The sequence below is a fragment of the Sphingomonas ginsengisoli An et al. 2013 genome, assembly GCF_009363895.1.
In the GTDB taxonomy this organism is placed as follows: domain Bacteria; phylum Pseudomonadota; class Alphaproteobacteria; order Sphingomonadales; family Sphingomonadaceae; genus Sphingomicrobium; species Sphingomicrobium ginsengisoli.
This window is the reverse complement of record NZ_CP045434.1, coordinates 1,799,786-1,821,074: the sequence shown is the minus strand read 5'-3', so window position 1 is coordinate 1,821,074 and position 21,289 is coordinate 1,799,786. Positions and strand designations below refer to the sequence as shown.

At 62.3% G+C, this 21,289-nt stretch carries 22 protein-coding genes; 13 read left to right on the top strand and 9 right to left on the bottom strand.

The features are described 5' to 3' along the window. Positions 1-38: 38 nt before the first annotated feature. The 3 genes from GCU42_RS08750 (at position 39) to GCU42_RS08740 (ending at position 4,229) form a co-directional block, all read left to right on the top strand. Positions 39-2,039, top strand: a complete 2,001-nt coding sequence (locus GCU42_RS08750) for a response regulator (RefSeq protein ID WP_114227163.1) — start codon at positions 39-41, stop codon at positions 2,037-2,039. Between the two features lie 224 nt (positions 2,040-2,263). Next, a complete protein-coding gene (locus GCU42_RS08745) occupies positions 2,264-2,677 on the top strand; it encodes a BLUF domain-containing protein (protein ID WP_114227162.1) in 414 nt (137 codons plus the stop codon). A gap of 358 nt (positions 2,678-3,035) precedes the next feature. Beyond that, on the top strand, positions 3,036-4,229 hold the full coding sequence (locus tag GCU42_RS08740) for an NAD(P)-binding domain-containing protein (RefSeq protein ID WP_240309457.1): 1,194 nt from the start codon (positions 3,036-3,038) through the stop codon (positions 4,227-4,229). Positions 4,230-4,244: 15 nt separating this feature from the next. Here GCU42_RS08740 and GCU42_RS08735 read toward each other — a convergent pair whose 3' ends face one another. The 3 genes from GCU42_RS08735 to GCU42_RS08725 are packed head-to-tail and all read right to left on the bottom strand — an operon-like array spanning position 4,245 to position 7,023. Beyond that, positions 4,245-5,021, bottom strand: coding sequence for an SDR family NAD(P)-dependent oxidoreductase (locus GCU42_RS08735; RefSeq protein ID WP_114227159.1), 777 nt, complete (start codon positions 5,019-5,021; stop codon positions 4,245-4,247). A gap of 12 nt (positions 5,022-5,033) precedes the next feature. Then, positions 5,034-6,260, bottom strand: a complete 1,227-nt coding sequence (locus tag GCU42_RS08730; protein WP_114227158.1) for a zinc-dependent alcohol dehydrogenase — start codon at positions 6,258-6,260, stop codon at positions 5,034-5,036. Between the two features lie 10 nt (positions 6,261-6,270). Next, a complete protein-coding gene (locus GCU42_RS08725; protein WP_114227157.1) occupies positions 6,271-7,023 on the bottom strand; it encodes an SRPBCC family protein in 753 nt (250 codons plus the stop codon). Between the two features lie 177 nt (positions 7,024-7,200). On the opposite strand from GCU42_RS08725, the gene GCU42_RS08720 reads away from it, so the two are divergent. The 3 genes from GCU42_RS08720 (at position 7,201) to GCU42_RS08710 (ending at position 9,666) form a co-directional block, all read left to right on the top strand. Next, positions 7,201-8,448: a YihY/virulence factor BrkB family protein gene (locus tag GCU42_RS08720; RefSeq protein ID WP_114227156.1), complete on the top strand. Its 1,248-nt coding sequence runs from the start codon at positions 7,201-7,203 to the stop codon at positions 8,446-8,448. A gap of 91 nt (positions 8,449-8,539) precedes the next feature. Next, complete coding sequence (locus GCU42_RS08715; protein WP_240309389.1) at positions 8,540-9,316, top strand: DUF72 domain-containing protein; 777 nt, start codon at positions 8,540-8,542, stop codon at positions 9,314-9,316. A 167-nt stretch (positions 9,317-9,483) separates the two neighbouring features. Further along, positions 9,484-9,666 (top strand): DUF3008 family protein, encoded by a 183-nt coding sequence (locus GCU42_RS08710; protein WP_114227154.1) that lies wholly within the window; start codon positions 9,484-9,486, stop codon positions 9,664-9,666. A 328-nt stretch (positions 9,667-9,994) separates the two neighbouring features. On the opposite strand, the gene GCU42_RS08705 is transcribed toward GCU42_RS08710, so the two are convergent. Together GCU42_RS08705 and GCU42_RS15050 are read right to left on the bottom strand one after the other, a co-directional pair. After that, complete coding sequence (locus GCU42_RS08705) at positions 9,995-10,195, bottom strand: hypothetical protein (protein WP_152569523.1); 201 nt, start codon at positions 10,193-10,195, stop codon at positions 9,995-9,997. A 141-nt stretch (positions 10,196-10,336) separates the two neighbouring features. After that, positions 10,337-10,507, bottom strand: coding sequence for a hypothetical protein (locus GCU42_RS15050; RefSeq protein WP_168713109.1), 171 nt, complete (start codon positions 10,505-10,507; stop codon positions 10,337-10,339). Positions 10,508-10,707: 200 nt separating this feature from the next. Here GCU42_RS15050 and GCU42_RS08700 point away from each other — a divergent pair, with 200 nt between their 5' ends. Then, positions 10,708-11,463 (top strand): Crp/Fnr family transcriptional regulator, encoded by a 756-nt coding sequence (locus GCU42_RS08700; RefSeq protein ID WP_240309388.1) that lies wholly within the window; start codon positions 10,708-10,710, stop codon positions 11,461-11,463. 255 nt (positions 11,464-11,718) lie between these two features. On the opposite strand, the gene GCU42_RS08695 is transcribed toward GCU42_RS08700, so the two are convergent. Together GCU42_RS08695 and GCU42_RS08690 are read right to left on the bottom strand one after the other, a co-directional pair. After that, entirely contained in the window at positions 11,719-11,979 is a 261-nt protein-coding gene (locus GCU42_RS08695; RefSeq protein WP_152569522.1) for a hypothetical protein, read from the bottom strand. A gap of 166 nt (positions 11,980-12,145) precedes the next feature. Continuing rightward, positions 12,146-13,030, bottom strand: a complete 885-nt coding sequence (locus GCU42_RS08690) for an NAD(P)H-hydrate dehydratase (RefSeq protein ID WP_114227150.1) — start codon at positions 13,028-13,030, stop codon at positions 12,146-12,148. Positions 13,031-13,294: 264 nt separating this feature from the next. On the opposite strand from GCU42_RS08690, the gene GCU42_RS15635 reads away from it, so the two are divergent. Next, the gene (locus GCU42_RS15635) at positions 13,295-13,561 is read left to right on the top strand and encodes a PilZ domain-containing protein (protein WP_420496906.1); all 267 of its coding nucleotides are present in this window, start codon (positions 13,295-13,297) and stop codon (positions 13,559-13,561) included. Between the two features lie 244 nt (positions 13,562-13,805). Here the strand turns inward: GCU42_RS15635 and GCU42_RS08680 are convergent, their stop codons facing one another. Beyond that, a complete protein-coding gene (locus tag GCU42_RS08680; RefSeq protein WP_114227148.1) occupies positions 13,806-14,297 on the bottom strand; it encodes an Hsp20 family protein in 492 nt (163 codons plus the stop codon). 387 nt (positions 14,298-14,684) lie between these two features. Between GCU42_RS08680 and GCU42_RS08675 the strand changes: the two genes are divergently transcribed. The 3 genes from GCU42_RS08675 to GCU42_RS08665 all read left to right on the top strand — a co-directional run bounded on the left by GCU42_RS08675 (position 14,685) and on the right by GCU42_RS08665 (position 17,045). Continuing rightward, positions 14,685-14,945, top strand: a complete 261-nt coding sequence (locus GCU42_RS08675) for a DksA/TraR family C4-type zinc finger protein (protein WP_114227147.1) — start codon at positions 14,685-14,687, stop codon at positions 14,943-14,945. Positions 14,946-15,159: 214 nt separating this feature from the next. Further along, complete coding sequence (locus tag GCU42_RS08670; protein ID WP_246165623.1) at positions 15,160-16,008, top strand: ATP-grasp domain-containing protein; 849 nt, start codon at positions 15,160-15,162, stop codon at positions 16,006-16,008. Further along, on the top strand, positions 16,005-17,045 hold the full coding sequence (locus tag GCU42_RS08665; protein WP_114227145.1) for an LLM class flavin-dependent oxidoreductase: 1,041 nt from the start codon (positions 16,005-16,007) through the stop codon (positions 17,043-17,045). Before GCU42_RS08670 ends, GCU42_RS08665 begins: the two co-directional genes overlap by 4 nt. Before the next feature lie 511 nt (positions 17,046-17,556). On the opposite strand, the gene GCU42_RS08660 is transcribed toward GCU42_RS08665, so the two are convergent. Further along, the gene (locus GCU42_RS08660; RefSeq protein WP_240309387.1) at positions 17,557-18,237 is read right to left on the bottom strand and encodes a TetR/AcrR family transcriptional regulator; all 681 of its coding nucleotides are present in this window, start codon (positions 18,235-18,237) and stop codon (positions 17,557-17,559) included. A 133-nt stretch (positions 18,238-18,370) separates the two neighbouring features. Here GCU42_RS08660 and GCU42_RS08655 point away from each other — a divergent pair, with 133 nt between their 5' ends. Beyond that, positions 18,371-19,660 (top strand): spinster family MFS transporter, encoded by a 1,290-nt coding sequence (locus tag GCU42_RS08655; RefSeq protein WP_114227144.1) that lies wholly within the window; start codon positions 18,371-18,373, stop codon positions 19,658-19,660. Continuing rightward, positions 19,657-21,288 carry a carboxylesterase/lipase family protein gene (locus GCU42_RS08650; RefSeq protein WP_114227143.1) on the top strand — a complete coding sequence of 544 codons (1,632 nt, stop codon included), beginning with the start codon at positions 19,657-19,659 and terminating at the stop codon, positions 21,286-21,288. Before GCU42_RS08655 ends, GCU42_RS08650 begins: the two co-directional genes overlap by 4 nt. The last annotated feature ends 1 nt before the right edge of the window (position 21,289 follow it).

Below are 21,289 nucleotides of genomic sequence, written 5' to 3'. Positions count from 1 at the left end.
CCTCCCCGACCCCGAATAACCCATCGGAGAGTTCGGAAATGTCCGAGCACGTGCGCGTGCTGGTCGTTGATGATGACGAGCGAAATCTCCTTGCGATCGCAACGGTGCTTGAGGATATCGGCGACGTAGTCGTCGCCAGATCTGGCGAGGAGGCCCTGCGTCATCTCCTCGGGGGTGACTTCGCGGTTATTTTGCTCGACGTCTACATGCCCGGAATGGACGGCTACGAGACTGCCAGCATCATCCGTAGCCGCGAACAGACCAAGCGCATCCCCATCGTCTTTCTGTCGGCAGTCAACAAAGAAGCTGAACACTTAATCCGCGGCTATTCCATGGGTGCGGTCGACTATGTCTTCAAACCTGTGGAATCGGTGGTGCTGCGTTCGAAAGTCGCAGTGTTCGTCGATCTGTTTGCCAAAACGCGCGAGATCGAGCGGAAAGCCAAGCACGAGCAGGCGCTGCTCGACGCCAATTTGCGCGCCAATGCCGAGCGCCTCCGAGCCGAGCAGGATCTACGCCGCGCCGAACAGCGGCAAGCCGCGATCATCCAGTCGTTGCCCATCCTCTTGTATCTGGAGCCCCTCGCTTGCGAGCCGCGCTGCCCTACCTTCGTCAGTGGCGACTGTATCGGCATCACGGGTTATCCGTTCGCGCAGGTACTCGAGAATCCCACATTATGGGCATCGCGGCTTCATGAGGACGACCGCGAGCGAGTCCTGCGCGCGCTTGAGGAACGAACGGCGACTGGCAAGCTATCCGTCGAGTACCGCTGGCGCTGCGCCGATGGCAGCTACAAGCACTTCCAAGATCAAGCTGTGCTGCTGCGCGATGCTGATGGGGAGCCCGTCGAATATGCCGGATCGCTGACCGACGTGACTGAGCAGCGCATGCTGGAGAACCAACTGGTGCAAGCGCAGAAGATGGACGCGATCGGCAAGCTTACGGGCGGCATCGCGCACGATTTCAACAATCTGCTCGCCGCGGTCCTCGGCGGTATCGGCCTGATTGAGCGCCGCGCCGAGTTGGCGGAGGAGCACCGCAAGATTCTAGCCATGACCAAGCGTGCTGCGGACCAGGGCACCGAGCTTGTTGGGCGACTTTTGGCCTTTGCGCGGCGCCAGCAATTGCAGCCGGCGCCGGTCGACATCGCAACCTTACACAAGGGAGTCCATGATCTCCTCAGCCACACCTTGGGCGGTCTCGTGGAGCTCAAGTGGGCTTTCCCCACAGCGAAGTGGTGCGCTTTCGCCGACCAATCGCAGCTTGAGCTGGCTTTGATGAACCTGATCATCAACGCGCGCGATGCCATGCCCAGCGGGGGTACGATCACTGTTTCCGCCAAGAACCAAGAGGTGGGGGAGAACGGCGAACTCGGCCTACCTGCAGGATCGTACGTCACTGCTGAAGTTTGTGACGAAGGTGTCGGAATCGCTCCGGACATCCTGCAAAAGGTCTTGGAACCTTTCTTTACCACCAAGCCCGTGGGTAAGGGGACCGGACTTGGGCTGAGCATGGTGTATGGTTTTGCTCGACAGTCTGGAGGAACACTCCAATTGAGGAGCGAACTGGGGCGCGGCACGCGGGCGACGATCTGGCTCCCGCGTTCAACGACGGCAGCACGCAAGGAGGCGCTCCCGTTACCGGTCAGCGAACATGTCGAAACGCCACCGACCGCCATTCTACTGGTCGACGATCATGCCGAGGTACGCGCGACGACAGCCGCGCTTCTTCGCGACCTCGGCCACTCGGTGAGCGAAGCAGCCAGCGGCGCCGCTGCACTTGAGTTGTTGCAGGCAGAAGAATTCGAACTCCTCATCAGCGATTATGCAATGCCGCAGCTGCGCGGTACGGAAATCGTAATAGCCGCTCGGGAGCTCAAGCCCGGACTGCGGGCTATGATTATCACCGGCTATGCCGAGGCTGATGAAATTGGGGAGCGGCCGAGGGATGTAGCTGTCCTCGGCAAGCCATTCACCGTACCGGAGCTGGTCGCCGCCATCAACAACACGCTTCGGCCTTCGCAATCAGAGGCCGCCTAAGCGGCTATACCTGCGATGAGGTTCACGCACTAAGCGTGCTGTTAAAGTGGAGGAGCTTGAACTCCTCTCCATTTTCTCGGCTCACCGCGGCCTCGAGCTCAATTTCCGCCTTGGTCGAAAATCTGGTCGGCAAAGGATTAAAAATTCGCTGAGTTTAAAAGACCGTTGACTCCGCTTTAACGCACTTTGTGCATTGAGGCGCGCTCGTTCCTGGGAGAGTTGGCGTGCTTCAGTTAGTCTATATCAGTTCTGCACGTGAGGTGATCACCGGATCGACGTGCGCAACAATCCTTGAGAAGTCTCGCGCTAATAATTCCAGAGACGACGTCACTGGCCTTCTCGTCGCTGGTGAGCGCCGCTTTCTGCAAGCGCTTGAAGGACCGACAGAAGCCGTCCGCTCGACTTACGCCCGCATTATACAGGATCACCGCCACTATGCCTGCGTGCTTCTCAGCGAGCAGTACGTAGAAAACCGTCAGTTCGCTGCATGGTCGATGGGCTTCGTGTCAGGTGGCTCTGAAATGTCCGACGACCAAAGTTTGGCCCAAATTGTGACGCGACTCGTGAATCCAATTAGCGACGCAAGCTTGCGCGCGCAGTTTATCGGCTTCGCCGAATTGCAGGATCAGGCCGCCTGACTAGATCGGGCGAGCACGCTCGCCGCCGTTCGCACGGGCCGTCCGACTAGAAAGCTCGAAGTCGATTGCTCGCGGCAAACTTTGGTCGGCCGAGGTTGGGCCGCTCCTGTACAAATACAGAATCGATATTGCGGCATCGATAAGCCGGGCGACCGAGGCTGCCAGGTCCAAGTGAGTGCTCGCCATGCCGCCAACCTAAAGGACATGTGAATGTCCGCAATGGGTGGAAAGCAGACGTTCCGCTGCTCGCTCACGACAGCGTGACGTCGCATGACTGGCTTGCGATAGTGCGCCGATGGAAAGCGCTCCTAGAACTGTCGATACGCTGGTGATCGGAGCGGGGCAGGCCGGTTTGGCGATGAGCTTCTGGCTATCGCGTTGGCGGGTGCCCCACCTGCTCCTGGAGCGCGGCAGGATCGCCGAGCGCTGGCGCAGCGAGCGCTGGGATTCACTGCGGTTCCAATTCCCCAATTGGGGGGTCGAGCTGCCAGGATTCGCTTATGCCGGTAAGGCTCCGGATGACTTTGCGGGCCGCGACGAGATTTGCCGGCTCATCGCGGCCTACGCCGATTTCATCAACGCACCAGTGCGGGAAGGTGTCGAGGTCCGACGCCTCGGTCTGGACGGCGACAGTTTTGCTGCCGAGACCGGCGCGGGAACCATTGTTGCCCGCAACGTGGTTGTCGCTACCGGCCCCTATCAGCGGCCGGCGTTGCCGTCGTTCGCCGCCGAGCTTGGCGCTGTCTTCCAGCTCCATACCAGTGCCTATCGCAATCCCGCGCGATTACCCGCGGGCGGCGTGCTCATCGTCGGCGCTGGTGCCTCGGGCGTGCAGATCGCCGCCGAACTTGCCGCCAGCGGGCGCGAGGTCTGGCTGGCGGTGGGCTCGCACCGACGGGTGCCCCGACGCTATCGCGGATACGATTTTCACCATTGGGAATATGCGCTGGGAGAATGGGACCGGACCTCGGCGCAGCGCCCCGCCGAGGAGCCGCCGCCGCTGTTGACCGGGGTCGCCGGCGGCCATGAGGTCGATCTGCGCGGTCTCGCCGGCACGGGCGTGACCCTGACTGGCCGCGTGACCGGCATTCACGATGGAGTCGCGACTTTCGCGCGTGACCTTGAAGAAAGCCTAGCTGCGGGCGACGCACATTACGATCGGTTCGTGGCTGCCATCGACGTCCATGCGCTGATGAAAAACTTGGCGCTGCCTCCGACGGAGCCCTCGGCTCCGCGCCCATTGCTGCCGTGCGTGAGCGACCCGCTACGCCGGCTCGACCTTGCCGCGGCGAGGATTGGGAGCGTGATCTGGGCGACCGGCTATAGGCTCGATTTCGAATGGATCGATCTGCCGGTGTTCGCCGCGGGCAAACCCATTCACGACCGCGGGATAAGCCCCATCCCGGGCCTCTACTTCCTCGGCCTCCCCTGGCTCAGCAAACGCAAGTCGACCTTGCTGGCCGGGGTCGGAGAGGACGCCGAGCACTTGGCCGCGCACATCGCGGCGCGCCGCCGCCACGATGAGGGACAAAGCTTGTCCGATCGGCGGTGAGACTAAAGGCTTGCCTCAATCCTCACCGCTGCCGGGTTCAGCCTGCTGGCGGTGGAGCATCGCGGTCACCTTTTCCGGAAGCACGCCCGAGGCGAGCACCTGCGCCTTGTTCTTGAGGCCGTAGACGACGCTCTCCTTGCCGTCCTTCATAGCCTCCCAGCCGGTCTTAGCGACATCGGCGGGATCGTCCTTCTTGGCCTGGCCGACCTTGGTGTCCTCCATGTCGGCACGCTCGAAGAATTCGGTGTCGGTCGCCCCCGGCTTGAGGCAGGTGACGGTGACGCCGGTGTCCTTAAGTTCATTGTTGAGCGCGGCGGCGAAGCTGTCGACGAACGCCTTGGTGCCGTTGTAGACCGCCTGGAACGAGCCCGCGAGATGACCGGCGATCGAGCCGGTGATGAGGATCCGGCCCTCGCCCCGCGCGACCATCTTCTTGGCGATCGGCTGGATCAACAGCAGCGTGCCGGTGATGTTGGTGTCGATCACGCCGCGCCAGTCGCGCGGCTCTTGGTCGAGGAAGGCGTGGCCGAGGCCATGGCCGGCGTTGGCGGCGAGGACATCGACCTGGCGATTGCCGATCTTGCCGAGCAACTCCTTCACGCCCGCTTCGGTGGCGAGGTCGGTCTCGATCTGCTCGACCGTGACGCCAAGGTCCTTGAGCCCCGCCGAGGCATCCACGAACGGCGTGTCGGCGGCGACGATCAGGTCGTATCCCTCACCCGCGGCGAGCTTGGCGAGTTCGAGCCCGATCCCGGACGAAGCGCCGGTGACGACGGCAAGTTTGTTGGCCATGGTGAAAACTCCTTACGCGGGTTCGGTGACGGCGGCTGGCTTGGCGGCCTGGGTGGAGGGCTTGGCCATCTCGGGCTTGAGCACGATCTTGGTGTAGTCGTTCTGCTCATCGTGCCAGTGACGGTACATCTCGGCTGCCTGCTCGAGCGGAGCGCGGTGCGAGATGAACCAGGTGGTGTCGATCTCGCCCTTCTGGATGTGCTCAAGGAGCGGCTTCATCCATTTCTGCATGTGAGTCTGGCCGCTCTTCACCTGCAGCCCCTTCTCCATCAGCGCACCCAAGGGGAATTTGTCGACGAACCCGCCATAGACCCCAGGGATCGAGATGCGCCCACCCTTGCGGCAGGCGATGATCATCTGCCTGAGCGCGTGCGGCCGGTCGGTGCCGAGAAAGGTGTGCGCCTTCATCGTGTCCATAACATTGTCGATGGCGAGGCCGTGGCTCTCCATCCCGACGCAATCGATCACCGCATCGGGGCCGATCCCGCCGGTCATCTCCTTCAGTGCCTCGAGCACGTTGACCTCGCGATAGTCGAGGATGTCTGCGCCCTTCTCTTTCGCGAGGCGCAGCCGATTGGGGTAATGGTCGATCGCGATCACCCGGTGCGCGCCGAGCAGGAACGCCGACTGGATGGCGAACAAGCCCACCGGGCCGCAGCCCCAGACCGCGACAGTATCGCCCGGCTCGATGTCAGCGTTGATCGCGCCCTGGTACCCGGTCGGCAAGATGTCCGACAGGAACAGCACCTGGTCGTCCTCGAGCCCGTCGGGGATCACCAGCGGGCCGACATCGCTGTAGGGCACGCGGACATATTCGGCCTGGCCACCGGCATAGCCGCCGGTCAGGTGCGCGTAACCGAACGCCGCACCCATCGGATGCCCCATCAGCGTCTCGGACGCATCGGACGTCTCGGCCGGATTGCTGTTGTCGCAGGCGCTATATTGCTGCTTTTCGCAAAAGAAGCAGCTGCCGCAGCTGATGGTGAAGGGGACGACCACCCGCTGTCCCTTTTTGAGCGTCGACTTGGGCCCGACCTCGACCACTTCGCCCATGAACTCGTGGCCGAGCACGTCGCCCGCGCGGAGCGTCGGGATATACTTGTCGTAGAGGTGAAGGTCCGAGCCGCAGATGGCGGTCGAGGTCACCTTGATGATTGCGTCGCGCGGGTTGACGATCTCGGGGTCGGGAACGGTGTCCACGCGAACGTCGTGGCGGCCGTGCCAAGTGAGTGCACGCATGGCTTTACTCCTAGATCCGGGCTTCGGTGGGGGTTTCCGACTTGCGGCCGGAGGGCGAGGCATTTGTCGCGACCTCGCCGGTTTCCATCAGCGACTTGAAGCGGTTGAGGTCGCGGCGCGCCTGCACGTTCGGCTCGCGCTGCAGCAGCTTTGCCGCCAGTCGGCCGAGCGTGCCCACCGGCGGCGTGTAGCGCATCACCAGCCGCACATATGTGCCACGACCCGGGGGCGCGTCGGCGAACTCGACTCTGCCGGCGGTCTCGATCGGGCTGTCGGGCTCGCTGGCCCAGGCGATGGTGGTGCCGGGCTCGTCCTCGATGATCCGCGTCTTGAGCGTAACACTGGCACCTGCTGGCGCCGCGATCGTCCATTCGGAGACCTTGTCGTCGAGCTTCCGGACCTCGCGCACATTGTCCATGAAGTCGGGGAAGCGGGTAAAGTCGCGCCAGACCTCGTAAAGATCCTGGCGCGGCTTGTTGATCGTCACCGTGCGGCCGACCAGCGCCGCGCCGGCTTCGCTGTTGCGGGCGGTCTTGCGCGCCTTGCCACGCAGCACGTGGTCGGGCGCGTCACTCAGTAGCGATCCCTCGCCGGTGTCGTCCTCGCGCGATTTGGCCACAAAGAAGGCCGCCGCGCCGGCAGCCGCCAGCCCCAGCCCAATGCCGATCAGCGCCCGGCCACTGACATCGGCCTGAGCGTCTTGTCGCCGGCCTTGCCGATTGCCCGTCCGCGCTCCGCGCCGCTCATCACTGCCGTCTGCCATGGCTGCCACTCCTTTCCCGGCCAACGGGCTCGGGCGGGAGCCGTTCCTGTTGTTTCGGGGGTAGTGACGATCGGCGGAGGGCGTAACGCGGCGAGGGCCAGGGAGCCAAACGCCGATAAGCGAGCGCTCGGAACGGCGGCAGCCCCGTGGGGTTGAGCCGGCGAGGGAGTTTTCGGCATGGGCAGTCCATCCGCACCGGACGACCGCGGTCGTGCGGCCGCCACGCCCAGCGCCATTCCGCTCGCGGGTTGGAAGGATGTCATCCTCCGCACGTGGCGGGAAACCGGCCAGGACAATGTGGGCATCGTCGCCGCTGGAGTGGCGTTCTACGGCTTTCTTGCGCTGATCCCGCTGCTCGGCGCCATCGTGCTGACCTACGGCTTGGTCGCGGAGCCCGAGACGGTCCTTCGCCACGCGACCGCGATCACTCGGCTGCTACCGGGCGAAACCGGGCAGCTGATCGGGCAACAGCTCATCTCCGTGGTCGATACGAGCGGCGGCAAGAAGGGGTTCGGACTACTGTTGGCGCTCGTCATCGCACTGTGGGGCGCGCGCAACGCCGCCGGTTCGGTCGTGACCGCACTCAACATCGCCTATGAGGAAGAGGAAACGCGAAGCCTGGTCGCGACGACCGTCCTCGCCCTTCTGATTACGGTGGCCGCCGTAGTGCTGGCGCTGATCGCGGGGGGCGCGATCGCCATGCTGGCGGCACTCGAGAAGTTGTTGCCCGATGTCGGACCGATCGGTGCCGCGCTGTTCCAGCTGCTGACCTTTGTGTTGCTGGGGGCCGCCGCCGCCGCCGCTGCCGCGACGCTTTTTCGCTATGGACCAGCACGTAACGAAGCGAAGTGGATCTGGCTCACGCCGGGCTCAATGCTGTACGCCATCGGCTGGATCGTGCTCACCCTCGGCTTCGGTTTTTACGTCAAGAATTTCGGCAATTATGGTGCGACCTACGGCAGCCTCAGCGCGACTGTGGTAATGCTCAGCTGGCTGTATCTTTCTTCCTATCTCCTGTTGTTCGCCGGGGAGCTCAACAGCGAGCTTGAGCATCAGACCGGGCGCGACACGACCCGGGGTCGCGAGGTGCCGCTGGGCCAGCGGGGCGCCTGGAGCGCGGATCATGTTGCTGGCGGAGACGGACCAACCGAAGAGGCGTCACTACGTGCGAGCCTGGCGGAGGCGGTCGGGGCCGGCAAAACGGTGGCGCGCGGCACGCCGACGCGGGCGAGCAACGGCCACGATTATCTCGTCTCGCGGGCCGCGTCGCGGGCGGGCCCGCTGGTCGGGGCGCGCCGGATCTCGATGGCCTCCTCGGCCCTGGCAACGGTTGGGCTCGGCCTACTCAAACGGCGCGGCAGGGCCAAGGTCGGGGCTGCGCTTTTGGCGGCGGCGGCCGGCCTCGCTTTCCTGCGTCGAAAGTAAGTGTGCCTTCTTTGGCTCGAGCATCTGCAAATTGGGTCCCGCCAGCTCCGACACGCTGTCGGATCCCGCTCGGCTGTCAGCTCGTCTCGAGTTGGAAGCAGGCATTAGGCGAAAGAATAGTGAAACGCGTTTTCGGCGCATGAACCACGCTCCCCCCGTCCCGCGCATCGGCACCGCCGGCTGGGGCATTGATCGCAACGCGGCCGACGCATTCCCGGGCCAAGGCAGCGGGCTGGAGCGCTACGCGGCGGTGTTCGGATGCGTGGAGATCAACAGCAGCTTCCACCGGCCACACCGGCACTCGACCTGGGAAAGGTGGCGCGACAGCGTGCCGGTCGACTTCCGCTTCTCGGTCAAGCTGCCCAAGACGATCACGCACGAGCGACGGCTGATCGACTATGCCGAATTGCTACCGCCGTTTTTGCAGCAGGTCGCGCTGCTCGGCGACAAGCTGGCCGTGCTGCTGGTCCAGCTTCCGCCGAGCCTCGAGTTTGACGCATCCGTCGTTCAACCCTTCATGGCCGAACTGGCGACGCGCTGCCCGGCCCTGCTTGCCTGCGAGCCGCGACACGCGAGCTGGTTCGAACCGGAGGCCGATGCGCTCTTGGCCGAGCTGAAGGTAGCGCGGGTCGCGGCCGACCCGGCGCGGGTGCCGGCCGCTGCAATCCCGGGAGGCTGGCCCGATTTACGCTACTGGCGGCTGCATGGCTCGCCGGTGATATATCATTCAAGCTATACAGGCCGGATCGCCGGCTATGCCGCCCAAATCGCTGGAGTCAGTGGCGAGCGCTGGTGCATCTTCGACAACACGGCGAGTAATGCTGCGACGGGCGATGCGCTGGCGTTGCAAGACTCCGTCTGCGTCTGAGCACACGCCAACCGCCTCAATGCTGCCTGCCGACGTGTACCGGCTACAATAGGCAAGTCCGCTTGGGTGGAAATCGGACATCGGCCAGGTCTGCTCGCAATTCGCATCCGCTCGAACCAAAAAGCTCTTGGAACGTTTGGCCGCTGGATCACGTAAGGAGATCGCTGATGCCAGCTAAATCAGCAGCTCAACAGAAAGCCGCTGGCGCGGCTCTTGCGGCTAAGCGAGGTGACACACCTAAAAGCGAGCTCAAAGGTGCGTCGAAGTCGATGGCCTCTTCGATGAGTGAGAAAGAGCTTGAGAAGATGGCCAAGACTAGCCGCAAGGGAAAGCCTGAGCACAAATCCTGATCTAACTCTTTGCGCCGGCGTCACCGCTTGTTTTTGGCGGTGCAGCCGTCGACGGCCCGCACGATTGATTCTCGGCCTCTCGCTGCGCAAACGCTATCGCCGCTCGATCCTTGCGGTGAGACAGGAAGCGCAGGAGCATGCCGAGAACTGACGCGACCATGCCCGTGGTCAGGACCGCAGCCTTCCAAAAGGGTTGGTCGCTCCGCCATGAAACGATCCCCAGCAGACAGACGCTGAGCGTCGAAATCAAGTAGCCGAGGCCTTTCATGCAGGCACACCCAAATCTGTGAAGACTCGACCGCCCACAAGGCCGACATTTTGGTTGATCTCAACGATTGTCGTTATGCCCTCGAGACGTACCCGGCCAACAGATGACCGTCGCATCTTCCCTGCTCTCGACCAGCTCTTCGTAAAGATCAGCGAGCTGCATATGAACCTTGGCAATCTTGAGATTGGGCGCGTCCGTGGCTCGCTGCCGCTCAATGATCACCCGCTGACGATAGTATTCTTCATCCTCGGTGAGGCGCATACTTTGCTCCACCGCGAGTCACTCCGTCTAGCCCTCGCATTCGACTCGCTGAAACACGGGGACTTCAAAGAACGGTAAGCGATGAGAGAGGCTCGTCGCAACTGGCGCGATCAACATGAAACCAGCCGATCGCATTAAGCCTTAGTCTCCCTTGTCGCCTTGGCTCTTCGGCTTCTTGGACTTGGCATGTTGCTGAACGTCACGCCTAAGCGACTTGGCCTGGTCATCGCTCTCCTTGAATTTCCCGTCATCGTCGCGCCGGACATAGCGCTTGTCGGCTCCAGTATCGACGAGTTCACGCTTGCTGCTCATCACGCACTCCTGACGAAATCGAGAAGAATACAACCACGAGGTCTGGCAAAAGTTCGGCTCGCTTAAGCACTCAAATGCGCTCGAGGGCACTGCGCTCATCCTCGATGTGGATGCGGTAGTGCAGCATGACGCGGTAGAGGCTAATCCCGATGGGGCGAACGCCCACCAACTGGTATCGCCCACGCATTGGGAGCCACGCCGTGCAACGCCACACAGATACTTCGACCTTGGAGCCTCTGGTTGAGAAGCTCGCCTATCGGGCAAGTCTAGATGCTGAAGATCGTGCTGCCATCATGGCACTCCCTTTCATTCTCACGACCATGAAACGCGACCAGATGATCGTCCGTGAAGGCGAGCTTGCCACTCACTGTTGCGTGGTCCTCTCGGGCTACGCAGTCCGTTCGAAGCTAGTTGGGACCGGGAAACGGCAGATTTTAGCCGTGCACATGAAAGGCGAGGTTGTCGATCTACAGAGCTCGCTGCTCAAGGTCGCCGACCACAGCGTTGAAATGCTTACCTCTGGCGACGTGGCGATGATCCCGCGCGAGAATGTTGTCCGTCTTACGCTCGAGAGACCTACAATCGCACGCGCCATGTGGGTCGACACGCTGGTGGACGCGTCGATCTTCCGCGAGTGGATCGCGAATGTCGGCAGGAGAAACGCACGTACGCGTGTTGCTCATCTCCTTTGTGAATTCTCACTGCGCCTCAAGTCTGCGGGCTTGGGAGAGGAAACGCGTTATGACTTGCCAATGACGCAGGAACAGGTTGCAGACGCGACAGGGCTCACGTCGGTACATGTTAACCGAAGCCTGAAGGCGCTTGAGGCTGAAGGCCTGATCCTTCGGCCCAGTGCACGCGTAATTTCGATAGGCGACTGGCGGAGATTAGCAGCCGCAGGCGACTTCGACAGCAACTATCTGCACATGCGCCAAGACGACCTGGCCTTTGCTTAGGCTTCCTTAAGACCGCTTTCTTGATCCGCCGATACAGTCTTGGCATCGCCGCCCAAGCCTGCTGTGGGAGGTGCTCGTAACACCTGCGTCCAAGCGCAAACGCTCTTCCGCCATTCGTGCTGGCGGGGCCAAACGCATGCATTGATGGGAAGTTCTGGTCGATTGAACCGAGCGAGGCGGAGGGGAATGGCTGTGTGTTCGAAGCCAAATGATGTCTGGAGTGGAGTTCAGTAGATCGCCGCGGCCAAGAGCATGTTACGCCTTGTTGGTGAGAGGACGAGGCCCCTGTTCTAAGATATAGAAAGAAGATTGAATATCATCTGGCGGCGAGAGGCCGTAAACGTGGTTTTGTGGCTTATTGATAATCTCTTCGGCCTGCGCCTTGGCGTCATACTCCTGAGCAAGTTTTATATGCGCGGCCTGAGCTACAGCGCTCGTCGCTTCTGATGCGAGCCGCCGTTCCTCACCCGCGCGTGTCAGGAAGTATGCTTGATCTGAATTGCTTGGCTTTGCCATTGCTCTTTGCCTGCAAATCATTGCCGCCGCGAAGACAAGACACAAACAACAGAGACTTTTCATTAACATTGATCAATCCTGGCCAGGTTGAGGTCGAGTTGGCCATCTGCGCTGCCGACCATCTTTGGCGGCGGCTCGGCTGTTCGCCTTCGCATGCCAGTGCCAGCTAAAGCATGCCCCCGTCACTCAAGACGCCTGGTACTTCATCCGGTATCTCGCGCGCGAGGAAGCCGAGTCTGCCGATCCTTTCAGCAAGCCGCCTGCCGGCCTCGCCATGACACCAGACGCCCCACAATAAGGCGGTAAGCGGATCGGCTCGCCGTGCTAACAACCCGCCGACAATCCCAGCCAGCGTATCACCGGAACCCGACACACCAAGCCCCGGGCCCCCGCCTTTATAGCGAAAGACCTGCCCCACGGGGCTCACGATGTGGCTCACAACTCCTTTAACCAAGGTGAGGCAATCGTAGCGCTGAGCGCAGCTTCGGCCGGCCGAAATAGGATCTGCGGCCACCTCTTGTTCTTCGCAGCCTAGAAGGCTCGCCATCTCGCCGGCGTGAGGAAGAAGGATGGTAGGACAATCGGACCGCTCTATATCGGCGCTCCTTGCGGCAAGGACTCGGAGAAGGGCTGCGTCGAGAACCAGCGGGCCGCCGCCTTCGACCAGCGTCGCGGCGAGCTCCTCCGCCGCACTATTGCCGCGCATCCCGGGCCCGGCGATCACAACGTCTGCCTGCTTGGCGCGTTTTGCAATCTCTCTGACCGTCGAGGGCGCAAAACCGCCGTCGCGACCCTCGGCCAAGCCAGTCACCATGGCCTCAGGCATCGAATTCGATAATCCAGCGGCCGCACTCTGCACCGTTATAATCTGAAGTCGGCCAGCCCCGGCTCGCATCGCGCCCATCGCTGTGAGCAAGGCCGCGCCGGGAACTTCGCGGCTTCCCGCAATGATCAGGATTGAACCACGTTCGTCCTTATCTCCGCTCATAATCGACGGAAGAGGAAAGCGCTTCAACGTTTGGTCGTTCAGCGATCTGGGCTCATTACTCATACCTGAGGAGCAATCGCCCTTCTCACGCCCCAATACAACAGAGCGCAGCTGCGTCGGCTCTCATGGCCAGCAAGGCAATGCATTGAACAGTGGTCTGCCAGCCAATCTGCAATGGGTCGAAAGCGAACACCCGATTTGAGAGCGGATGCTCTTTCGTGTGACCTAAGCAGAAAAGACCGGGACCTCACTTGCGATTAACCTTGATCGCCAAAAACGCCTTAATCTTTGACTGTTAGGTCGCAAACAGAGATCGGGGAGAGTGACGTGATACCGAGGAAGGCAAAGCGGGAAACGCGTGTTTGCGTGCGAGAAAAGGCCGATGTTGCGAACCTGCAAGGCAATCGCTTCGCCGGTGAGGTCATCAACGTATCGGCGAAGGGTCTTTGCCTCAGGTCGGCCGAACGATTGTCGCCGGGCGAGATCGTCCGCCTTCGAGTGCAAGGTTACGGTGACTTCGACGCACAAGTCAGATGGGCCCATACGCCCACGGCTGGTCTGATCTTTCTGGAACGAGGGCCTTCCCTCGCTTAGGAGGCGCCGCTCCCTGAGCGGTTGTCGCTGCAAGGTTCGGAACCTCAACGCTCGGAAGTGGAACCCGATGGTTCGGATGGGTCGAACTCAGACATTCGGGTTCAATGTCCGCAATGGGTCGAAGGCGTACATTCGAGCTGCTGCCTCCTGTCAGTCGAGGGAGCAGACCCTCCCACAATTGCACAAGGGAAGGCTCCGGAAGCATCGCTCACGAAGCCCTCCTTTCGATTATCGGCGCAGAGCCTCAGGCGTCCTCGGATTGCCTCTCGTCATTGGAGACTTCTGCCTCAATCGGGTCATGACGAGGCCCAAAATCAGTGCCACCGATCTCAATTCGCCGGGGCTTCATTGCCTCGGGGATTTCCCGCTTCAGCGTGATCGCCAGCATCCCGTCCGACAAATCGGCTCCCGTCACGTGAACATGGTCGGCCAGTGCGAAGCGCCGCTCGAAATTGCGTGTCGCAATTCCTCTGTGAATATACTCGGTGCCACTCTCGTCTGCCTTGCGGCCGCGAATGATCAGCACGTTTTGATGGCTGGTGATCTCAATATGGTCGCGCTGCAGACCGGCGACGGCAAGTTCAATACGATACTCGTGCTCGCCCTCGCGGATGAGATCAAATGGCGGGTAATTTTCTCCCGCCCCGGCAGCGGCGCTGCTCTCCAGCATATCAAACAGGCGGTCAAAGCCAACCGCGCTACGGCGGAAGGGGGCGAAATCAAACGAACTACGCATCACTTGTCCTCCTGTGTCTAGAGCAACAAAGGCGGACCAGGGCACGAGCATGACAACCGTCCCTAGGCCCGTCGCCGGACCCGACTGGGCGTCCGGCAGCGCAAATGTTGGAAGACACTTCAAAAGCTTCAAGAGCTGGCTTCCAGCTAGTCGCTGACAGCAATGCTTCCGGGTCTTGTCTGCTTCCGGTCGACGGAGATTGTTCGGCCGGAATGTCCGCAATGGGTGGGAAGCAGACATTCGCGCAGCCAGCCCCGCTCCCGAAAAGAACCCAGAAGCAGTTCTGAGCGCCGCCTGAAAAGCGACCCCGAAGCCGCCAATCGTTCTTGCTTTGAGTATGGCGCTGATGACCTCTGCTTCCCATATCGATAGATTGAGGAGAGGCAGATGGCTGGCGGTTGGACGCGCGACGGCGCAGTACAGGATCAAATCGACGACACGGTGACTGACGCGGTGCTGGCTGCTCGGGCGAGGATGCCGAGCGGAGAGAGCGAACCGTTTTGTTTATTGTGTGGCGAGGACATCCCACAGGGTCGCCGCCGTGCGGTGCCTGGGGTGACCACTTGCGTGACGTGCCAAAGCAGCCGCGATCGACCATTGGCGCCCGCGTTCAACCGGCGCGGCAGCAAGGACAGTCAGCTGCGCTGATCATCCGCGTAGTCAGCGACCAAGCTCATAATACTGCATTGGTAGCGCGGTCTAATTCCAGCCGTTAGAGGTCTCAGTCGATGTACTTATCAAGTCGACTATCGAAGTCTGCCAACTCAAGATGAGCTCAAACTCTCCTGAAAATCACCTTGCTGTTCTTTACGAGCATCCGGAGTGGTTTCGCCCTTTGTTCGCGGCCCTTGATCGCCGCGGAGTGGCCTACGTTCCTATTCAGCTCTCCGGCCATTCCTTCGATCCGGGAAGTCCCGAGTTACCGGCGCCTTTAATTCTCAGTCGCGTCGCTCAATCAAGCTTCCTGCGCGAGCCGGAGCATCCAATTTTTTACGCTGAAGCACTGCTGGATCAGTGGGAGCGGCTCGGTGCCCGTGTCATCAACGGCTCTGAAACCCTCGCCATCGATTCGTCCAAGGCGCGCCAGCTCTCCCTGATTACGTCACTCGGTCTCGCTGTACCGCGGAGTCGCGTTGTACACCGTGCACGCGACGTCCTAGCCGCCGCTGAAGGATTGAGCTTCCCGGTTCTCGTGAAGGCAAACATTGGCGGCTCGGGCGCGGGCATCGTCCGCTTCAATTCGATGGAAGAACTGCGCGTGGCTTCGCTCGACGTTCGGCTGCCAGTATCGGTTGATCAGGTGTTGCTGATTCAGGAGTATGTGCCACCTAGAGGCGACAGCATACTACGGCTGGAGACTTTGGGCGGCCAATTCCTCTACGCGATCGAAGTTGAAAGCAGCGGTGATAGCTTTGATCTCTGTCCCGCCGACGCCTGCATTGCGCAACCCGGACGCCGTCCGATCCGGATGGCGGCCGCCACGCCGCCGCAACAACTCATCGAAGCCGCCGAGCGGATCGCGCGTGCCGCCAATCTGGATCTGGGAGGCGTCGAAGTCGTCATCGACGATCGCGACGGCACGCCGCGCTTTTATGACATCAACGCAATGTCCAACTTCGTTGCCGATCCTCTCACCGTACTCGGTTGGGATCCGCACGACCGGCTAGTCGACTACCTTGAGAATCAATTGGGCGACGGGAAAAAAGCATGAGGTTTGGCTACTGGATGCCGGTGTTTGGCGGGTGGCTTCGTAATGTCGCCGATGAGCGGATGGAGGCGAGCTGGGACTACGTGAAGCGGCTTACCCAGCGGAGCGAGGAAACCGGTTGGGATCTGTCGCTTATCGCTGAGCTTAATCTCAACGATATCAAGGGCGTCGACCAGCCCGCGCTCGATGCATGGTCGACTGCTGCGGCCTTGGCCGCGGTAACATCACGGCTTGAGCTGATGGTCGCGGTCCGTCCTAATTTCCATCACCCGGCACTGTTCGCAAAAGCAGCAGCCAATATCGACAATATTTCGGGCGGAAGGTTGGCGCTGAACGTCGTTTCATCCTGGTGGGCAGACGAAGCAAAGCAGTACGGCTTGCAGTTCGACGAGCACGACGACCGCTACGCCCGTTCGAGCGAATGGCTTCAGGTTGTGAATGGCTTGTGGACCCAAGATCGCTTCAGCTTCGCGGGCGAGCGATTCACGCTCGACAACGCGATCTGCTCTCCCAAGCCGATGCGCAAGCCTCGCCCGACCATTTATGCGGGCGGCGAAAGCGAGGCGGCAAAGACGATGATCGCTACTCTGTGCGACGCCTACGTCATGCACGGAGATCCAGTCGACATCATCACGGCGAAGATTGCCGACATGGAAGAACGGCGCGCGCATACTGGCCAGTCCCGCATGCAATTTGGCATGGCGGCATTTGCCATCGTCCGCGACAGCGAAGCGGAAGCGCGCCGCGAGCTCGAGCGGATCACGCAAATGCCGCCCCATCCACCCAAGGGATTCGACAACTTCGAGCAGTGGCTGTCAGGCACTGAACTCGAGCGTGAGCTCAAACTCCAAGAGTACTCGGTCTCAAACAGGGGCTTGCGGCCAAACCTCGTTGGAACGCCTGAACAAATTCGCGAACGCATCGAAGAATATCAGGCTGCTGGGCTTGACCTCCTTCTCCTGCAAATGAGTCCGCAAGCGGAAGAGATGGACCGCTTCGCAGCGCAGGTCATCGCGCCGGCCCGGGTAAGGCAACTTTGAGCCGCAGCGTCGAGCCGTTCGGGCCTGAGTACGATCTCCGCTCGAACAATTGTGACGCTGACCACTGACCGATAGGTCACTACGGACGCTCTCAGCGACTGTCCGCAATTGGTCGAAAGCGGACATTCGCCCCGCTAGGCTCATGTAGATTATGCGCGCAGCAGCGCCACTGCTCCAAGCTCGAAGGAAGACCTGTTATCGCCGAGCTGCTTACCTGTTATGCGCGATTAGCAGGCCCTGATACGTCGATTTAAGTCCCTGTTCCGTCGAATAACAGGGAACGCTGATCTTCTCGCAGTATAGCCGCAGAAACCGGCCAATGTTCTGGCGGAGGAGTTCATTTGTTTGCCGCCAGAGGCCTGTTCCGGCGGGCGATTTGCAATGTTTTCCCTGTTAATTGCTGCGAAACAGCGAAAAACAGGGATGAGACCGGTTAGCGACAAACTGCAAGCCGCACCATCTCCTCGCTCACCTTCGCCGATTCTGCTGAGCCAGTTGTTCTCGCCCGACCTCACGCGGATACGTGACAAATCGAACGAAAGCCGGCGGCCATGAAGCGCGCCATCCGCAGCTTCACCGCTGCAAAGTCATCGGAGCTGCACAGCCCACCCGAAAGCTTGTCGATCCGGCCCGTCCGCGCCAGCGTCAGCATCAGCGCGCCGGTGACGAAATGATAGCCCCAGAAGATATCCTCGCGCGAACAGTCGGGCAGCGCGCGCTGAAGTAAGTCGATGAGACGGAGCACGACGGGATCGAAGTGCTGGTCCATCAGCTCGGCGCCCCACTCGGGCGTGTTGGCGACCTGCGCGCCCAGCTTGGCGTAATTACGCCAGCCTTCCCCACCTTCGATGTAGGTGTCGAGATCGGTGTCGAGGAAAGCATGCAACGCGCCCTCGACGGTCGGCCGGTCGCCGGCCTCGCGCTCATAATCGTCGAGCGCCTTCATCCGCCGCTCACTGGTGATCACCGCGCGCCGCGCGAACACGGCATCGAACAGCGCCTTCTTGTCGGTGAAATAATAGTTGAGCAGCGTGTGGTGGACGCCGACCTGCTTGGCGACATCCTTGAACGTCACGCCGTGCAGGCCATGCTTCGAGAAAAGCTCCTCGGCGGCGTCGTAGATGAGCTCCATCGTCTCGGCGCGTTGCTCGGCCTTGCGCGATTTACGGATGGTCTTTGGCAACTCGTTCACCAGGCCGTCCTGCGGTGGAATTCGGCCCCCGGTCAAGGTGTACGAGAAACGTTCACTCACAAGTGAACGTGCATTGACAGCCGTTGCCGAGGCGTGTCTCTTGCGTGCTCGTCACGAGCGAGGTGGAGCGCGAATGGACGTTGGAGGAGCGATCGAGCCGGTTCGGGCCGGAGGCAGCTGGCGCGGGCGCCCCGGCGTCGTGCTGGGCATGCTGACCTTCGTCTACGTGCTGAACTTCCTCGACCGACAACTGCTCGGCATCCTCGCCAAGCCGATCCAGGACACGCTTCACATCAGCGACACGCAGCTCGGCCTGATCGGCGGTCTCTACTTCGCGATGTTTTACTGCTTCATCGCCGTGCCGGTAAGCTGGCTGGCGGACCGCACCAATCGGGTTGCGGTGCTCAGCCTCGCCTGCGGCATCTGGAGCATGGCGACCATCGCCTGCGGCCTGGCGCGCACCTACCCGCAGCTGGTCGCGGCGCGCATGACCGTGGGCTTCGGCGAGGCCGGCGGGGTGCCCCCCTCTTATGCGCTCATCACTGATACCTTTGCTCCGGGGAAGCGCGGCATCGCCTTTGGCATCTACAACCTCGGTCCGCCGATCGGCGCCGCGCTCGGGATTGCACTCGGCGCGTCGATCGCCGCCGCGTTCGACTGGCGCCATGCGTTCATCGCCATCGGGATTGTGGGCATTGTCGCCGCCGTGGCCTTGCCGTTGCTGGTGCCTGAGCCGGCCCGCGGCGCCACCGACAAGGTAGCCAGCGCCACCGGAAAGGCACCGTTCGGCGCAACCGTGCGCGCCTTCTTCATCAACCCGGTGCTGCTGCTCGCGTCGCTCGGCAGCGGCGCGACCCAGTTCGTGACCTACGGGCTCGGCAATTTCGCGGTGCTCTTCCTGATGCGCGAAAAGGGCATGGCGCTCGGCGAGGTCGCCGTGTGGTACGCACTGGCGATCATTCTCGGGATGGGCGGCGGCATGGTCGTGTCGGGGCGGCTGATCGACCGGCTGGCGGGCGGCTCACGGCGCGGCTTCGCCACCCTTCCGGCTGGTTCGCTGGCGATTGCCGCGCCTTTCTACCTCGCCTTCATATGGGTGCCCGGCTGGCCGCTCGCGCTGACCCTGCTGACCGTCGTGATGTTCTTCAACTATTTCTATCTCTCCTGCTCAGTGACGTTGGTGCAGGAGGAAGTTCCGGCCAATCAGCGCGTGCTGGCCGGTGCCCTGCTGTTGCTGGTGATGAACTTCATCGGCCTCGGGCTCGGCCCGACCTGGGTCGGTGCGGCCAGCGACTGGTTCGCGGCGCACGGCCACCCGAACGGGCTGCAGCTGGCGCTCACCACTCTCGCCCCATTCTATCTAATCGCGATCGGCCTGTTCCTGTGGCTCGCTCGCGTGCTGCGTCGTCAGGAGGCTTCATGATCGCCAAGTCCATGCTTCTATCGGCCGCGTTGCTGGGCAGCGCGGCCGCCGCCGCTACCGCCCCCGTCATCGACGCCCCGGCCGGGCGCGTTCGCGGCACCAGCGACGGAGCCGTTGGCGTGTTCAAGGGCATTCCCTACGCCCAGCCGCCCGTCGGCCCGCTGCGCTTGCGCGCGCCGCAGCCTCTGCCGCGCTGGAGCGGTGAGCGGTCGGCACAGTTATTCGGCGCTGCCTGCGTCCAGCCGCAGGGCGGCCCGCCGTCGGTCTACAGCAGTGATACGCCGATGCCGGTCAGCGAAGACTGTCTCACGCTGAACATCTGGAAGCCGGCCAACGCCCGCCATGCGCCCGTCCTGTTCTGGATTCACGGCGGCGCGCTGACGACCGGCAGCAGTCGCGAAGCTCTCTACGACGGCCGCCGCTTCGCCGAGCGCGGGATCATGGTGGTCTCGATCAACTATCGCCTCGGCGTGCTTGGCTGGATGGCGCATCCGGCGCTCAGCGCGGAAAGCCCGCAGGGCGTATCGGGCAATTACGGACTGCAGGACCAGATCGCCGCGCTGCAATGGGTCCGCCGCAACATCGCCGCGTTCGGAGGCGATCCCGCCAACGTGACGATCGCCGGCGAGTCGGCGGGCGGGCTGAGCGGGCTTTACTTGATGACGTCGCCTGCCGCGCGCGGGCTGTTCGGCCGCGCGATCCTGCAGAGCAGCTACATGATCTCGATGCCCGAGCTGAAGAAGCCGGCGTTCGGCCTTCCGGCCTATGAGGCGGTTGGCCAACTGGTCGGCGCGGGACTGAAGGCGCCCGACCTCGCGGCGCTGCGCCGCCTCGATGTGCAGACTCTCACCGACAGCGCGGCCAAGCTCGGCTTCTTCCCGTTCGGCGTCGTCGACGGCAAGTTGCTCCCCCGCCAAATGGTCGACGTGTTCGACGCGGGGGCGCAGGCGCCGGTCCCGGTCCTCGCCGGTTTCAACCAGGGCGAGATTCGGTCGCTCCGGATGCTGACCCCGAAGAGCGCGGCCAGCGCGGCCGACTATGAGCGCGAAATCCGGGCGCGCTACGGCGATCTCGCCAACGACTTCCTTAAGCTCTATCCGAGCCCAGATTATGCCGAGAGCATTCTCGCGACGACCCGCGACTCACTCTATGGCTGGACCGCCGAGCGCGTCGCGCGCAAGCAGACCACACTCGGCCAGTCCGCTTACCTGTACCTGTTCGACCATGGCTATCCGGCGATGGACAGCGCCGGGCTGCACGCCTTTCACGCGAGCGAGCTGCCCTATGTCTGGGGCACCTTCGACGGCACGCCGCCGCGCTGGCCAAAGGTCAGCGACACGCCCGCCGAGCGCGCCTTCTCCGGCGCGATGATCGATTATTGGGCGAGTTTCGTCCGCAACGGCAAGCCGACCGCGCGGCTAGGCGGCGCGTGGCCAAGCTACGGGAAGGAGGCCAACTATCTCCACTTCGCAGCAGAGCCGGAGAACCGGCGCGACCCCATGCCCGGCATGTTCAAGCTGAACGAGGCGGTGATGTGCCGGCGCCGGGCCGCGGGCAAGGACGGGTGGAACTGGAACGTTGGGCTGGCCGCACCCACCCTGCCGCCGCGAAGCGCCGGCTGCGACTGAG